Raw genomic sequence first — 14,639 nt, 5'->3', positions numbered from 1 at the left:
TGATGGGCACGCTAGTCATGGGCCAAGCCTAGGCGCTTCCCCACACATGTTGACATCGTGGGTCCCCGTTCGGCCATCAGCGGCCCAGGATCAGCGCCATCGCCTCGGATCGGGTCTTGTCACTCGTGCGGAAGTCGCCGCGGACGGCCGAGGTGACGGTCTTGGCGCCCGGCTTGCGCACGCCGCGCATCGTCATGCACAGGTGCTCGGCCTCGACGACCACGATGACCCCGCGCGGCTCCAGGACCCGCATGAGGGCGTCGGCGATCTGGGACGTCATGCGCTCCTGGACCTGGGGGCGGCGGGCGTACACGTCGACCAGGCGGGCCAGCTTGGACAGGCCGGTCACCTGGCCGCGGTCGTTGGGGATGTAGCCCACGTGGGCCACGCCGTGGAACGGGACCAGGTGGTGCTCACACGTGCTGTAGACCTCGATGTCCCTGACGAGCACCATCTCGTCATGGTCGACGTCGAAGACCTTCGTCAGCACGTCCTCGGGCGTCTGGCCGAGCCCTGAATACTGCTCGGCCATGGCTCGGGCGACCCTGGCGGGGGTGTCGAGAAGGCCGTCCCTGTCGGGGTCCTCGCCGATCGCGTAGAGGATCTCGCGTACGGCCTTCTCGATCCGGCCCAGGTCTACGTCGTGCTGAGTCACGCACTTTCTCCGGACGGGAGGGCGTCCTGGTGGCCCCCGGTGAGCGAGCCGTTGGCCGACTGCTCCTTGGGGGTCAGGATGGGCGGGCGGTCGGAGGGGAGCCGCTTGCCGTAGCCCGCGTAGGACGGGCGGTGCTCCTTGACCACCACGGGGGAGAAGATCTCGAGCACCTGCTCGCGGGAGAGGGTCTCCTTCTCCATGAGCTCGAGCACGAGGTTGTCGAGCACGTCGCGGTATTGGACCAGGATGTCCCACGCCTGGTCGTGCGCCGTCTCGATCATCCGGCGGACCTCCTCGTCGATCGTGGAGGCGATCTTCTCGGAGTAGTCGCGCTCGTGGCCCATCTCGCGGCCCAGGAACACCTCGGCCTGGCCGGTGCCGAACTTGCGGGCGCCGAGCTGCTCGCTCATGCCGTACTCGGTCACCATGCGGCGGGCGACGGCCGTGGCCTTCTCGATGTCGTTGGAGGCGCCGGTGGTGGGCTCGTGGAAGACGAGCTCCTCCGCCGCGCGGCCGCCGAGCAGCATCGCGAGCTGGTCCATCATCTCCGACCTGGTGGCCAGGAACTTGTCCTCCATGGGCAGCGTCATCGTGTAGCCGAGCGCGCGGCCCCGGGACAGGATCGTGATCTTGTGGACCGGGTCGGAGTTGGGCAGCGCGTGCGCCACCAGCGCGTGACCGCCCTCGTGGTAGGCGATCATCTTCTTTTCCTTGTCGGACATGACCCGCGACTTGCGCTCGGGCCCTGCCATGACGCGGTCGATCGACTCCTCGAGGACGTCCATCGTGATCAGCTTCTGGTCGGCCCGCGCGGTGAGCAGGGCGGCCTCGTTGATCACGTTGGCCAGGTCGGCGCCGGTGAACCCGGGTGTGCGGCGCGCGATGACGTCGAGGTCGACGTTGGGCGCGAACGGCTTGCCGCGGCCGTGGACCTTGAGGATGCCCTTGCGGCCCTCGAGGTCGGGGCGGTCGACGGTGACCTGCCGGTCGAAGCGGCCCGGACGCAGCAGCGCCGGGTCGAGGATGTCGGGCCGGTTGGTCGCGGCGATGAGGATCACGCCGCCCTTGACGTCGAAGCCGTCCATCTCGACGAGCAGCTGGTTGAGGGTCTGCTCGCGCTCGTCGTGACCGCCGCCCAGGCCGGCGCCGCGGTGGCGGCCGACGGCATCGATCTCGTCGATGAAGATGATCGCCGGGGCGTTGGCCTTCGCCTGCTCGAACAGGTCGCGCACACGCGACGCGCCGACACCGACGAACATCTCGACGAAGTCGGAACCGGAGATCGAGTAGAAGGGCACGCCCGCCTCGCCGGCCACGGCGCGGGCCAGCAGGGTCTTGCCGGTGCCGGGCGGGCCGTACAGCAGCACGCCCTTGGGGATCTTGGCGCCGATCGCCTGGAACTTGGCCGGGGCCTGCAGGAACTCCTTGATCTCCTGGAGCTCCTCGATGGCCTCGTCAGCACCCGCGACGTCGGCGAAGGTGGTCTTGGGGGTGTCCTTGGTGATGAGCTTGGCCTTGGACTTGCCGAAGTTCATCACCCGCGAGCCGCCGCCCTGCATCTGGTTCATGATGAACAGGAAGAGCAGCACGATGATGACGATCGGCAGGAAGCTGACCAGGATGCTCACCAGGAGGTTCTCCTGCGGCACCTCGGTGTTGAAGCTCTTGGTCTTGCCGGCGTCGTACTGAGCCTGAAGCTCGTCGGTCAGCTTGCTGCCGTAACCCGTGACCCAGTTGGACTGGATCAGCCTCGTCGGCGAATCACCGGCCTTGACCGTGACCGGGTTGACCAGTGTCAACTCGATCCGGTTGTCCTTGTCGACAATCTTGGCGTTGCTGACGTTTCCGGCGCGAATCTGCTGGAGGACCAAGGACGTGTCGGCCTGCTTGAAATTGCCACCGCCACTCCAGAGCTGAGTGACGAGGAGGAGCAGCACGACGATGCCCAGGATCCACAGCAGTGGCCCACGTGTAAATCGCTTGAGATCCATCCGATGCGGAACCCCTTGCGGGCCCGTCCCTTCCTGAACATGGCCTGGAACCCCGGGCTGCCCCGGGGCCGCGGCATCCGACACCGCGACTTCTGACTACCCGAAGGCGACGCGCGGTCACCCTCCAGGAGTCTGAAGGTACACCGGCAGAGCGCACGGGGGGACCCGCCCGCTACACCGGTCTTGCCCTATCAACGTACGTCACGTTGTGCGGTGTTCCCGGCCGCGTTCCAGATTGCTACTTGTAAACGTGTGGGGCCAGAGTGCCGATGAAGGGCAGATTGCGGTATCGCTCGGCGTAGTCCAGTCCGTAACCTATGACGAACTCGTTGGGAATGTCGTAGCCCACGTATTTCACATCGATCGGCACCTTCACCGCGTCCGGTTTCCGCAGCGCGGTGCAGATCTCCAGCGACGCGGGATTGCGCGACTTCAGGTTTTCCAGGAGCCAGTGCAGGGTCAGGCCCGAGTCGATGATGTCCTCGACGATCAGCACGTGGCGGCCCATGATGTCGGTGTCGAGGTCTTTCAGCACGCGCACGACGCCGGACGACTTGGTGCCCGCCCCGTACGACGACACCGCCATCCAGTCCATCTGCACGGGCACGTGCAGGGCTCTGGCCAGGTCGGCCATCACCATGACGGCGCCCTTCAACACGCCCACGAGCAGCAAGTCTTTACCCGCGTAGTCCTCGTCGATCCGCCCGGCAAGCTCTTTGATCTTCGCCTGGAGCTCGTCCTCGGGAATGAGGACCTTTTCCAGGTCATTGCCCATGTCGGCAGCGTCCACCTGTGGTTCCTTATGCGATGGGACTGATGGCGACTATCAGGGTGCCATATCGCCGCACGACGGACAGACCCCCCGGCAGGTCAACGGCTTTCTGCCCGTGCCACCGCGTGACCAGTGCGTCCACGGCCAGGATATGAGCAGCGGACAGAGCTCCCGACGGTGCCCCGGCCGCGATGGCCGCCCGCCGCAGCACCCTCCGCCTGACGGCGTCGGGCAGCTTCTCCAGCTCCGGTACGGCCAGCGTCATCGAGCCCGGAATATCGCTAAGAGCGCAATTCTGGTACGCCGATTCGGCCCACTGATCCAGGGCGTCGGCGTCCTCGCGCGCCATCCTGGCGGTCCTGGCGAGCGCCTCGGCCACTCCCGGGCCGAGCTCCGCCTCCAGCACGGGGAGGACCCGGTTCCTGACGCGGACCCTCGTGTAGCGGGGGTCCTCGTTGTGCGGGTCGTCCCAGGGGACGAGGTCCAGGGCCTGGCACGCTCTGACGGTGGTGGCCCTGGGGATCTCGAGGAACGGCCTCCGGTAGCGGCCGCTGCGGGCCGCCATCCCGGACAGCGACCTGACGCCGCTCCCCCTGGCCAGCCCCAAAAGCACGGTCTCCGCCTGGTCGTCCCTGGTGTGGCCGAGCAGGACCACCTGCGCCTGGTGCTTGTCGGCCGCCTCCGCCAGCGCCTGGTAGCGGGCCTCCCGCGCCGCCGCCTCGGGGCCGCCCTCGGTGCCCACCGTCACGGTGAGGACCTCGGCGGGGTGGAGATCCAGGCGCGTCTCCCCGATGTCCACGACCGTCCTCGCCCGCTGGGCCGAGCCCGGCTGGAGCTGGTGGTCCACGGTGAGCAGCCCGGCGCGCAGCCCCATCCGGGGCGCCACGAACCCCAGCGCCGCCGCCAGCGCCAGGGAGTCGGCTCCGCCGCTGCACGCCACCATGACCAGCGCGCCCTTCTGGACGTCGGCCAGCGCCTCACGCACTGCCCTGCGCACGTCGGCTACGGCTGGATGTGGACCCACGGGTGCCATTGTCCCGTGCCACCACCCGCCACCCGCACCCTGTCCCGCCGACGCGCGGCGCTCCGCGGGCGCGGTGTGGTGGTGGTTCGGGAGGTCAGGCCGGGAGTGCCGGGGTGCCGATGACGCGGTTGATCCAGGCGTCCGGGTCGGCGATCTCTGGTGTAGTGGGCAGCGTCTCCGGGGAGGTCCAGATGCGGTTGAAGCCATCCATCCCCACCCGGTCCACCACCTTCCGCACGAACGCCGACCCCTCCGCGTACTGCTTCATCTTGAGCTCGATCCCCAGCAGCCGCCGCACCGTGCGGTCGAGCCGGGAGCCGCCCTCGCGGCGCTGGGCGAACTTGGCGCGGATGTCGGCCACCGAGGGCACCACGGACGGGCCCACCGCGTCCATGACGTAGTCGCCGTGCCCCTCCACCAGGGTCATCACGGCCGTCAGCCGGTCGAGGATCTCCTTCTGGCCGGGCGACTGGATGGCGTCGATGAGGTTGCCCTCGCCGCCGCGCACCACGTCGGCCACCGTGTCGGCGGCGTTGCGGAGGCGTTCGAGCAGCGTGGGCAGGTCGAGGTCGGAGGCGAGCAGGAACTCGGTCATCTGCGACCGGACGTATTCGCGCAGCCACGTGACGCCCGTGAACTGCACCCGGTGCGTCTCCTCGTGGAGGCACACCCACAGGCGGAAGTCGTGCGGGTCGACGCCCATCTCGCGCTCGGCGTGGACGATGTTGGGGGCGACGAGCGTCAGGCGGCCCGCGGGCTCCTGGCCCGTCGGGTCGGGCGGGAGGAACAGCTCGTACTGCCCCAGGACCCGCGAGGCGAGGAAGGCGAGGACGGCCCCCACCTCCACGCCCGTGATGCGGGAGCCCACGGCCGTGACGATGGCGGGCGGCTGGTTGGCGCCGCTGCTCATGCGCTGGGTCAGCGGCTCGAGCACCACGCGGAAGCCCTCGACGTTCGCCTTGATCCAGCCGGGCCGGTCGACGATGGTCGCGGCCTGCGGCGCGGTCTCAGTATGGATCTTGGTGAAGCTGCGCACGTGGCCCTCGGCCTCGCGTGACAGGGTGCGGAGCTCGGTGACGGCCTGCCTGGCCTCCTCCCGGCTCACCTGAGGACCGGGGCGCACCAGGCGCGTGCCGGTCGTGACGGCCAGATCCCAGTCGATCACCTGCATACCGTCCACCGTACGTGCTCCACACCGAACCCGCGAAGGAGCGTCCTCATGAGCGTGCGACGATGGCCGCCAGGCGGTCGAGTACGGGTTCGGCGGTGACCGGTACGCGGTCCGCCATGAACGCGAACGTCACCAGCCGCCCGTCCTTCGTGGTCGCCATGCCCGCCAGCGTGTTGACGTTGTTGAGCGTCCCGGTCTTGGCCCGGACCAGACCGACCTGGCCCCGGCTGTCACGCGACGTGAACCGCCGGCCGTTGCCCAAGGTGCCGGAGAAGCCGGCGATGGGCATGCCCGAGGCGATGGCGTGCAGGTTGGGCTGGTTCGCGGAGCCCGACATGGCGATGACCGTGGCGAGAGCGCTCGGGCTGATGCGGTTGAGGGTGGACAGGCCGCTGCCGTCGGAGAGCGAGACGCCCTGCGCGACCCCGAGCCGCTGGAGCACCGCGATCACGGCCTTCGTGCCCGCCTGGACCGAGCCCTCCTTGCCCTCCTTGACGGCGACGTGCCTGGCCAGGGCCTCGGCCATGTCGTTGTCGCTGTGGGTGAGCGTGTGCTCCACGAGGGAGTAGAGCGGGGCGGAGTCCACGCGGCCGAGCTCCGGGGCGCCCGCGGGGGCCTTGCCGGGCCGTACGGACCCCGCCACCGTGACGCCCTGCTTGGCCAGCAGCTTGGCGAAGGCCGCGGCGGCGTACTGGGGCGGGTTGGAGACCCGGGGCTGGCGGTTGCGCGGGTTCTGGCGGCCTTCGTCCATGGCCAGGGCGTAGACGGGCGCCGCCTCGCCGTCCGGGACGTAGTTCGGCTTCCACCCCGGCGGGATGGGCTGCCCAACGAAAAGCGATGAGTCGTACGAAAGGGTGATTTTTCGAAGATTTTGCGCTTTAAGGGCCGCAGCTGTACGTGCCGCCAGCGTGGCGAGGCTGGCCTGCTTCGGATACGTGGGCTTGGCCGACGGGCCGGCGAGCAACGGGTCGCCGCCCCCGACCAGGACGGCCGTGCCCGGACTGGCCCCCTGGACGACCCTGGTGGAGAAGCGGGTGTCCGGCCCCAGGGACGCGAGGGCGGCGGCGCAGGTGACGAGTTTCGTGGTGGAGGCCGGGACGATCGGGGTGTCGGCGTTGGAGGCGAAGATCCGCTCTCCGGTGACCGCGTCGAGGACCACCGCGCCGACCCGATCGCCGAGCGCCTCGTCACCCAGCGCGTCCGTGAGCTGCCGCGTCAAAGTACCCTTAGTCGGGAGAGGTCCGTCCCCCGGCTTCACCGAAAGCTGGGCCAGCACAGGCCCCGAGGTGACCACGGGGACGGAAGGAGACCCTTCCGGCGGGGACGCCGTCGGCTTGGTCGGTGAAGACTGCCTCGTCAACGCGCCCAGGCTGAAGTCGGTGGTCATCGCGTAAACGCCGATGACGATCGTCAGGGCCTGCAGCACGGCGAGAGTGGTCAACATCACCCACCGGTCGTGCCGCGCCACGTCGCCTGCCCTCTCTTGTGTGTTCGCCTACGAGACATTAACGCCCACCCGGGGGTGCCGGGGGGCTTGAGTGCGGGAGACGATGCCTGACCAGGCGCTGCCTGGGTAGGCGGGATCGACCCATGAGAAAGGACCGCGGTGGAGTTCGACGTCGTCGTTGAGATTCCGAAGGGGCAACGGAACAAGTACGAGGTGGACCACGAGACCGGCAAGATCAGGCTCGACCGGCTGCTGTTCACCTCCACGCAGTACCCCGCCGACTACGGCTTCATCGAGAACACCCTCGGCGAGGACGGCGACCCGCTCGACGCGCTGGTGCTCCTGCAGGAGCCGACGTTCCCCGGCTGCTACATCACCTGCCGGGCGGTGGGCATGTTCAGGATGACCGACGAGAAGGGCGGCGACGACAAGGTCCTCTGCGTCCCCTCGACCGACCCTCGCATGCACCACATCCAGGACATCCATCACGTCTCGGAGTTCGACCGGCTGGAGATCCAGCACTTCTTCGAGGTCTACAAGGACCTGGAGCCCGGCAAGTCCGTCGAGGGCGCCAACTGGGTGGGCCGCATCGAGGCCGAGGCCGAGATCGAGCGCTCCTTCCAGCGGCTCAAGGAGTCCGGCGGGCATCACTGATGCCTCATTGGGGCCTGGTGGCGCCCACCAGGTCCCCTCTCCAGATCGAGGCCACCCGCACCACGTCGCCGGTCTGCGGGGCGTGCACCATCTGACCGTCGCCGACGTAGAGCCCGACGTGGTGGATGGTGCTCGGATCGTCTTTGTCGTAGCCGAAGAAGAGCAGGTCTCCCCGTTTCAGCTGGTCGAGCGGCACGTGCGGGCCCGCCGTCCACTGGGTGCCCGTCCAGTGGTCGAGCTGTACGCCCGCCCGCTCCCAGGCCCGCATCGTCAGCCCCGAGCAGTCGTAGGTGTCCGGGCCGGCGGCCGCCCACACGTACGGCTTGCCGAGCTGGGTCAGCGCCCAGTTGGCCGCCACGTCCCCCGTGGCCGAACCCCCTGAGACGAGCCTCGGCAGCGCCGCGGCCCGCTGCTGGGCCAGCAGCTTCGCGCGGCTGCGCGCCTTGTCGACCTGATGGCGCAGGACCACCGTGCGGGCCCTGAGCTCCTTCGTCTGCTCCTGCTGCCTGGCCACGGCCGCCTCGGCGGCGCTCTTGGCCGCCCCGGCGCGCTCCGATGCGGCCTGCTGGGCGTCGTAGGCGTTCGCGGCCTCAGTACGCAGGATGGCGGCCACCTGCTGGGCGTCGTTCATCCGGCTGAGCACCGCCGCCCGCTCCCCCCAGAGCTGCGCGAGCACCCCGGCCCGGTGCAGGGCACCATCCCGGTCGCCCCGATCGGTGATCATGCCGATGATCGGCGCCAGCGGAGCCATCCCGCCGTAGCTCTCCGTGGCCAGCAGGGCGACCTCCTGCCGCACCCGCTCGGCCTCCGCGTCCGCCGCCGCCAGCCGCGCCATGGACTGCGTGTACAACTGCTCCGCCTGCCGGAGCCGGACCAGCTCGCCGTTGTACGCCTCCACCAGGCGCTCCGCCTCGGCCGCCAGCCCGTCCAGCTGCGACTGCGCCGTGGCCAGCCTGGCGGTGACAGCCCCCAGCTCCTTGGAACGGTCACGTGCGGTCTGGCGTGCCCTTTTCACGTCCCGCGAGGAGGGGGGTTCGGCCCCGGCGGGCGGACATAGAGCGACTATCAGGCAGCAAGCCAGCAGCCCTGTCCGAAATGCACGCATTGGTCCCCCTGGAAACACATGGCTACTCTATGCACACGGTTCCCAGCAGTCCGCTTACGTAACGTAGTCAGCACCCGCGTGTCGGCGATCAACCGGTCGAGGCGGGTGTGGGCTCCTCACTGGTGGGGGTGGTCGTCTGCGTGGGCGTCGCGTCCGGGGTGGTGGGAGGCGGGGGCTGCGTCGCCGTGGGCGTGGGGCAGGGCGTGCGGGTGGGGGTCGCGGGCGGGGACGCGTGGCCGGACTGATGGCCGGGCGGGTGGCCAGGCTGGGGGCCACCGTCCGGCGGGGCCTGGGTGGGAGGCGGAACGTACGTGGGCGGCGGGGCATCCGACCCGGGCGGCTGCTCCTGGGGCAGGGGCGGCCCGGAGGACGGCTGGGCGCCATGGGTGGTGCGGACCGCGTCGTTGACCGGCACGACGGGAGGCAGGAGCATCGGAGCGCCGGTCACGCCGATCGGCTGAGTGGTCCTGCGATCCAGCACCGCCCCGCCGGTCACCTGGGCGTCCGGCGACTCGGAATGCCAGGGCAGCTGGATACCGGGCGGCTGGCCCGTCGCGGGGAACGCGGCCGTCGCCACACCGGAGACGCCGCCGCCGCCCGCGTCGAGCTGCTGGAAGATCACCACTATCGCCACCACGGCCGCGACCGCCGCCAGCGCGCTCGCCAGCGCCTTAGTCCACCCCTGAGCGCCGTTCTGCGCGGAAACGGGAAACCCGGCGGCGCCCAGGGCAGCCGTACGCCTGGCGACGTAGCGGCGGTAGGGCAGCAGCTCCGGGTCGACGAAGCAGCTCATCACCCGGATGCGGAGCGAGTCGGGCAGCGCCTCGCCGGGCAGCAGCCCGAAGACCTTGGTGGGCGACACCTCGCGATGGCGGTGCGGCGCGCAGACCTCGCACCGCGGCAGGTGCCTGACCAGGCGCTCACGCATGTCCTGGGTCAGCTCGCCGGAGAACCCGGCCAGCATCGCGGCCCGCCGCGGGCAGTCGTACGGGCCCTTCCTGGCGAGGATCTCGGCGGTGATCGCGTCGCTCAGCAGCTCGCGGGCGCCCTCCAGGAGCGGCTCCACCTGCCGCGTGCCGAGCACCAGGACGAGCTCGGACGCGGACAGCGAGTGCCGGTAGGTGAGCTCCAGGACCTCGCGCTCGGCGACGGGCAGGCTCTGGACGGCGTTCCAGGCCATGATCCGCAGGTCGCCGTCGGCGGGGTCGTCGAGGGGCGGGGCCTCGGCCAGCGCCTCGGCCGCGCCCGGCGGCGCGGCGGCCCTGCGGCGCATGCACTCCGCGCGGGCCAGCGCGTACAGCCAGGCCCGCAGCCTGTCGGGCTCGGCCAGCGCGTCCGCGTGCGCCTCGGCGGCGATCAGCGTGTCGCGGAGCGCCACCTGGGCGCCGTCCGCGCTCAGGAGGAGGGACCAGCAGTAGCGGTAGATGCTCTCCGCGTACGTGTCATAGAGCGCGGAGAGCGCATCTGGATCACGGGCGCGGAGTGCTTCGACCAGGACGCGGTCATTCATATGACCGAAGGTAATTGATTGGTAACTAGTAGTTCTACCGGTTTACGCCTACGGCATAGCGACGCCTTTGAATTTGCGGAGAATTATTGCTTATGTTCGTTAACGACCTGGGTGCTCCGGTCCACCGCGAACGGCTCGGTGGCGGGCTTCACCGTGTGCATCGGCACGGCGCCGGCGAGCGCCAGATCCTCGTAAGGCCGGCCGGTGGATCCCCAGGTCCTCGCCGTGATGTCGGTCCTCGCCACGGTGGCCCCGGCGGGCAGGCCGGAAACGGTGAGAATGAATCGCGGCGGGCTGCCCGCTTTGACGTCATCCACGAACGTGCTACCACCGCCGAGGAGTTTGCCCGCTTTGTCGCGCACCAGCGCGTTCACTACGAGACTGCTGGCGGGCATTTGATAGGGATTTCCGACATATCCAGTAATAAGGTATGAGCCATCTTTCTGGCGCAAAGTCTGGCTTCGCGTAATGGGAAAGCTCTGGAACGCCGAAGGGATGCGCGCGGCCATCCGCCAGCGCGCGGGACGGTACTGGATCGTCACCTTCGCCGGCTTCTCCACGGAGGTCGCCTGGCCGGTGAAGGCCAGGGACCCGCCCGGCGGCACGGCGTCGAGCGGCTGGTCCATCCTGACCACCTCGGTGCCCTTGGCGTCGTGCCCGACGATCGTGGCCACCACGTGCTCGCCGAAGTGCCACGGGTTGGCGTTGCTGAGCACGCCTGCCCAGGTGACGGCGTACCCGTCGGCGGATTTGACGATGTTCGAGACCTGTTCCTTGAGAGCCAGGGGCTTGAGCTCTTGTACTGGTCGTTTCTCGCTGGAGCACCCGGAGAGGCAGATCGCCCCGAGTGCCCCGAGTGCGAGCAGGCTGGCGGTTCGGCTACGCGGGATCACTTTGCCGTGATAACCCGTGCATGGGCACGGATCGCGGGTGACACGCGCCAGGTGTACCAACTCTTTAACGGGGCTCTTCGACGGGAGCCCTTCAGCGGGAGCCCTTCAACGAGGACGGACGACCCTGGCCTCGTCCCAGACCGCCTCCGGCGACTCGTAGACCGTGCCGTCGGAGCCGAAGACCAGGTAGCGGTCGAAGTCGGCGGCGAACCAGCGGTCGTGGGTGACCGCCACCACCGTGCCGTCGAACGCGTCCAGCCCCGCCTGCAACGCCTCGGCGCTGGCCAGGTCGAGGTTGTCGGTCGGCTCGTCGAGCAGCAGCAGCGTGGCCCCGGAGAGCTCGAGCAGCAGGATCTGCAGCCGCGCCTGCTGCCCGCCCGAGAGCGAGTCGAAGCGCTGCTCGGCCGTGCGTCCCGCCAGCTCGTAGCGGGCCAGCGTCTTCATGGCCTCGTTCTTGAGCTTGGCGTGCTCGGTCATGACGATCTCGACCGGGGTGCGGCCCAGCAGGTCGGGCCTGGCGTGGGTCTGGGCGAAGTGGCCGGGGACCACCCGGGCGCCCAGCCTGGCGACACCGTCGTGGGCGACCGGCTCCCCGGCCAGCAGGCGCAGGAAGTGGGACTTGCCCGAGCCGTTGGAGCCGAGGACCGCGACGCGCTCGCCGTACCAGACCTCGAGGTCGAACCGGCGCATGAGCCCGGTGAGCTCCAGCCCCTCGCAGATGACCGCGCGCTTGCCGGTGCGGCCGCCTCGCAGGCGCATCTTGATGTTCTGGTCGCTCGGGGCCACCTCGGGCGGCCCGGCCTCCACGAACTTGCGCAGCCTCGTCTGGGCGGCGTGGTAGGCGGCGGCCATGCCGTCGTTGTACCTGGCCTTGTTCTTGAGCATGTTGACCAGGGCCTTGAGCTTGGCGTGCTCCTCGTCCCAGCGCCTGCGCAGCTCGTCGAGGCGCTCGTTGCGGGCCTTGCGGGCCTCCGCGTACGTGGCGAAGCCGCCGCCGTGGATCCAGATGTTGCCGGACTCGACGGTCACGATGCGGTCGGCCGCGTTCGCCAGGAGCTGGCGGTCGTGGCTGACCAGCAGCACGGTCTTGGGCGTCTCCCTGAGCTGCTGCTCCAGCCACTCCTTGCCGGGGACGTCGAGGTAGTTGTCGGGCTCGTCGAGCAGCAGCGTCTGGTCGGGGCCGCGCAGCAGCGCCTCCAGGACGAGCCGCTTCTGCTCGCCGCCGGACAGCGTGGCCACGTCCCGATATTTCACCTTCTCGTACGAGACCCCGAGCGCGGCCACCGTGCAGGTGTCCCACAACACCTCGATGTCGTAGCCGCCCGCGTCGGTGTAGTCGCTGATCGCCTGCGCGTAGCGCATCTGCGTCTTCTCGTCGTCGCGCTCCATCATGGCCAGCTCGGCCTCGTCCAGCCGCTCGGCCGCCGCGCGCACGGCGGGCGGGGCGACGCCGAGCAGCAGGTCACGCACGCTGCTGCCGTCGCGCACGCTGCCGATGAACTGCCGCATCACGCCGAGCCCGCCGGAACTGGCCACGCTGCCGTCGACCGGCTGGAGGTCACCGGCGATCAGCCGCATGAGCGTGGTCTTGCCGGCGCCGTTGGGCCCGACGAGCGCGGCCTTGACGCCTTCACCGATCCGGAAGGACACATCGTTGAGCAGGGGCCGCCCGTCGGGCAGCACGTACGTGAGATGTCCTACTTCGACGTGGCCCATTCAGGCAGCGTAACCGCCCCTTCCGGCGCGGGCATCACATTTTCCGCCGATCAGGCGGTCACCACGCCGCGCAGAATCTCCGTTCCCACGACGCCCTCCACGGCGTGACACAGCTTTACGTCGGTGGTGAGAAGGGGAATGCCTCGATCGACGGCCAGTTGGGCGAAGACTGCGTCATACATGCGATGAGCCGGCCGGAGAGCAGCCCCTTCTTCCGGAGAACCCCAGCCACCTCGATGCGTGCGAAATCCGCCGTTTCCAGCATGACCTGCCCGCGGAGAAACGCGTCTTGCATCTCGCGAGCATGTTCGTAGCCCGGCTGATCGACGAACCACCGCAGGAACACACCGGTGTCGACGATGTAGGCGTCAGCCACGAGACCCTTCCCGAAGCTGGTCCAGCTCCTCATCGACACCCGTCACACCGCGCATCCGCTCTCGGATCCTCTCCAGAGCCGCGGCTGCCTGCGTCCGACGGCTCGCCAGGAGGCTCTCACGAACGAGCGCGATCACCGGTTGCACCCGATCGTCAGGGAGCTGATCAACCAGCGAGTGAAGTTCTTCACGCATCGCGCTCATACCGGCAGTCTACGTCCGCCTCCCATCGCGCCATTCGCATTTCCGCGGCCGGGGTCGCGGTTCAGACCAGGGCGTCCTTATAGAAGATGCTGGCCTTGCGCGCGCCGGCCGTGCCTGAGGCGAGGCCGAGACAGAGTCTGGGCCGGCCCGACGCGATCTGGATGGCCAGGCCCTCCGGCTCGCGGTAGTCCAGGGACTTGCCCGCCTGGCTGAGCGAGCGCTGGACCTTGGCGCCCGTGCGCAGGTCGACGCAGGTGAGGTACGTGTTGCCCGGCGCGGGGTTGGAGGGGCCGTAAGCCGTCCCGTCGAGCAGGTAGAGGTAGTCGCCGTAAGCCGTGTAGCCCTGGAAGACGCCCAGGCCGGACGGCTGCGCGACGTCGTACAGCACCTTGGCCGTGCCCGCCTTGACCGCCGCCAGCGAGTACGCCACGAACCGCGCCTGGCCGTCGACCCGGCAGCGCATGATCAGCCGGTTGGTCGACGGGTCGATCGCGCACGTGGTGCTGGTCGCGCCGGAGATCAACGTGTACTTGGTGAGCGCCGAGGACGACGGCCTGAGCGTCTGGCCGTTGACGAACTTGAACCTCGCCAGCCGCCTCCCCCACGCGTTCCCCGCACCGTCGCTCACCGCGTCGGTCTCCGTCCACAGGTAGGCGGAGCCGCCCGACGGCTCGACGCCGATCTGCACGCCGTGCCCGAAGCCCAGGAGATACATGTGGCCGAGCACCGACCCCGACAGGCTCAGCTTGGTCACGCAGAGATCCCCGGCCGCCGCCGATCCCGAGCCGTTCTTCAGCTGGGCCACGTAGATGTGCCCGTTGACGTTGTCGAAGGCGAACGACTGCAGCACGGTCTCGTCGTACAGCGCCTTCTTCCAGATCAACGGGTCGGCGGGCGCGGCCAGGTCGAACCGGCCGGAGGAGGCGGCCGCAGCCGTCCCCGTGCCCGCCACGACCGTCGCCGCGACTCCGGCGCCGACCTTGAGCAGATCTCGGCGAGTGACCGTCATACGACCTCCATAACGGATATTTACGGACTTTTCAGGAAGTCATCACCATAGTGCAGTCGGCTGAGAACGATCGGTGGTTCCTCACAATCCTCCGAGAGGGCCCTGGACAGTAAG

The 14,639-nt window shown here is 69.2% G+C and carries 14 protein-coding genes; 1 reads left to right on the top strand and 13 read right to left on the bottom strand.

Features of this window, described 5'->3' with window-relative positions; translation table 11 throughout:
* Positions 1 to 76: 76 nt before the first annotated feature.
* The 6 genes from folE to dacB all read right to left on the bottom strand — a co-directional run bounded on the left by folE (position 77) and on the right by dacB (position 7,057).
* Positions 77 to 655: a GTP cyclohydrolase I FolE gene (folE, locus tag AB0H84_RS37040; RefSeq protein ID WP_345000585.1), complete on the bottom strand. Its 579-nt coding sequence runs from the start codon at positions 653 to 655 to the stop codon at positions 77 to 79.
* Entirely contained in the window at positions 652 to 2,646 is a 1,995-nt protein-coding gene (gene ftsH, locus AB0H84_RS37035) for an ATP-dependent zinc metalloprotease FtsH (RefSeq protein ID WP_357615127.1), read from the bottom strand. The genes folE and ftsH overlap by 4 nt, the downstream gene beginning before the upstream one ends.
* Positions 2,647 to 2,884: 238 nt before the next feature.
* The gene (gene hpt / locus AB0H84_RS37030; protein WP_345000581.1) at positions 2,885 to 3,436 is read right to left on the bottom strand and encodes a hypoxanthine phosphoribosyltransferase; all 552 of its coding nucleotides are present in this window, start codon (positions 3,434 to 3,436) and stop codon (positions 2,885 to 2,887) included.
* A gap of 10 nt (positions 3,437 to 3,446) precedes the next feature.
* Positions 3,447 to 4,451, bottom strand: a complete 1,005-nt coding sequence (gene tilS / locus AB0H84_RS37025; RefSeq protein ID WP_357615124.1) for a tRNA lysidine(34) synthetase TilS — start codon at positions 4,449 to 4,451, stop codon at positions 3,447 to 3,449.
* An 85-nt stretch (positions 4,452 to 4,536) separates the two neighbouring features.
* Positions 4,537 to 5,613: a zinc-dependent metalloprotease gene (locus tag AB0H84_RS37020; protein ID WP_357615121.1), complete on the bottom strand. Its 1,077-nt coding sequence runs from the start codon at positions 5,611 to 5,613 to the stop codon at positions 4,537 to 4,539.
* Between the two features lie 46 nt (positions 5,614 to 5,659).
* On the bottom strand, positions 5,660 to 7,057 hold the full coding sequence (gene dacB / locus AB0H84_RS37015) for a D-alanyl-D-alanine carboxypeptidase/D-alanyl-D-alanine-endopeptidase (protein ID WP_357615414.1): 1,398 nt from the start codon (positions 7,055 to 7,057) through the stop codon (positions 5,660 to 5,662).
* A gap of 162 nt (positions 7,058 to 7,219) precedes the next feature.
* Between dacB and AB0H84_RS37010 the strand changes: the two genes are divergently transcribed.
* Positions 7,220 to 7,714, top strand: coding sequence for an inorganic diphosphatase (locus tag AB0H84_RS37010; RefSeq protein WP_345000573.1), 495 nt, complete (start codon positions 7,220 to 7,222; stop codon positions 7,712 to 7,714).
* 4 nt (positions 7,715 to 7,718) lie between these two features.
* Here AB0H84_RS37010 and AB0H84_RS37005 read toward each other — a convergent pair whose 3' ends face one another.
* The 7 genes from AB0H84_RS37005 to AB0H84_RS36975 form a co-directional block, all read right to left on the bottom strand.
* Positions 7,719 to 8,729 (bottom strand): C40 family peptidase, encoded by a 1,011-nt coding sequence (locus AB0H84_RS37005; RefSeq protein WP_357615118.1) that lies wholly within the window; start codon positions 8,727 to 8,729, stop codon positions 7,719 to 7,721.
* A gap of 178 nt (positions 8,730 to 8,907) precedes the next feature.
* Positions 8,908 to 10,329, bottom strand: a complete 1,422-nt coding sequence (locus AB0H84_RS37000) for a hypothetical protein (protein ID WP_357615116.1) — start codon at positions 10,327 to 10,329, stop codon at positions 8,908 to 8,910.
* 83 nt (positions 10,330 to 10,412) lie between these two features.
* Positions 10,413 to 11,222: a hypothetical protein gene (locus tag AB0H84_RS36995; RefSeq protein ID WP_357615113.1), complete on the bottom strand. Its 810-nt coding sequence runs from the start codon at positions 11,220 to 11,222 to the stop codon at positions 10,413 to 10,415.
* A gap of 105 nt (positions 11,223 to 11,327) precedes the next feature.
* On the bottom strand, positions 11,328 to 12,938 hold the full coding sequence (locus tag AB0H84_RS36990) for an ATP-binding cassette domain-containing protein (protein WP_357615110.1): 1,611 nt from the start codon (positions 12,936 to 12,938) through the stop codon (positions 11,328 to 11,330).
* A gap of 115 nt (positions 12,939 to 13,053) precedes the next feature.
* Entirely contained in the window at positions 13,054 to 13,314 is a 261-nt protein-coding gene (locus tag AB0H84_RS36985) for a hypothetical protein (RefSeq protein WP_357615107.1), read from the bottom strand.
* The gene (locus AB0H84_RS36980; protein WP_357615104.1) at positions 13,307 to 13,516 is read right to left on the bottom strand and encodes a hypothetical protein; all 210 of its coding nucleotides are present in this window, start codon (positions 13,514 to 13,516) and stop codon (positions 13,307 to 13,309) included. The genes AB0H84_RS36985 and AB0H84_RS36980 overlap by 8 nt, the downstream gene beginning before the upstream one ends.
* 61 nt (positions 13,517 to 13,577) lie before the next feature.
* Positions 13,578 to 14,525 carry a teichoic acid biosynthesis protein C gene (locus tag AB0H84_RS36975; RefSeq protein WP_357615101.1) on the bottom strand — a complete coding sequence of 316 codons (948 nt, stop codon included), beginning with the start codon at positions 14,523 to 14,525 and terminating at the stop codon, positions 13,578 to 13,580.
* Between the last annotated feature and the right edge of the window lie 114 nt (positions 14,526 to 14,639).

This window comes from Nonomuraea sp. NPDC050786 (genome assembly GCF_040654115.1).
Lineage (GTDB): Bacteria > Actinomycetota > Actinomycetes > Streptosporangiales > Streptosporangiaceae > Nonomuraea.
The sequence above is the reverse complement of the archived record's forward strand: the minus strand, read 5'-3'. Positions and strand labels throughout refer to the sequence as shown.

What these genes read in the sequence shown, in the direction of transcription:
- ftsH (WP_357615127.1), bottom strand. Translation starts at nt 2,646, where the DNA reads ATGGATCTCAAGCGATTTACACGTGGGCCACTGCTGTGGATCCTGGGC.
- tilS (WP_357615124.1), bottom strand. Translation starts at nt 4,451, where the DNA reads ATGGCACCCGTGGGTCCACATCCAGCCGTAGCCGACGTGCGCAGGGCA.
- AB0H84_RS37020 (WP_357615121.1), bottom strand. Translation starts at nt 5,613, where the DNA reads ATGCAGGTGATCGACTGGGATCTGGCCGTCACGACCGGCACGCGCCTG.
- dacB (WP_357615414.1), bottom strand. Translation starts at nt 7,057, where the DNA reads ATGTTGACCACTCTCGCCGTGCTGCAGGCCCTGACGATCGTCATCGGC.
- AB0H84_RS37000 (WP_357615116.1), bottom strand. Translation starts at nt 10,329, where the DNA reads ATGAATGACCGCGTCCTGGTCGAAGCACTCCGCGCCCGTGATCCAGAT.
- AB0H84_RS36990 (WP_357615110.1), bottom strand. Translation starts at nt 12,938, where the DNA reads ATGGGCCACGTCGAAGTAGGACATCTCACGTACGTGCTGCCCGACGGG.
- AB0H84_RS36980 (WP_357615104.1), bottom strand. Translation starts at nt 13,516, where the DNA reads ATGAGCGCGATGCGTGAAGAACTTCACTCGCTGGTTGATCAGCTCCCT.
- AB0H84_RS36975 (WP_357615101.1), bottom strand. Translation starts at nt 14,525, where the DNA reads ATGACGGTCACTCGCCGAGATCTGCTCAAGGTCGGCGCCGGAGTCGCG.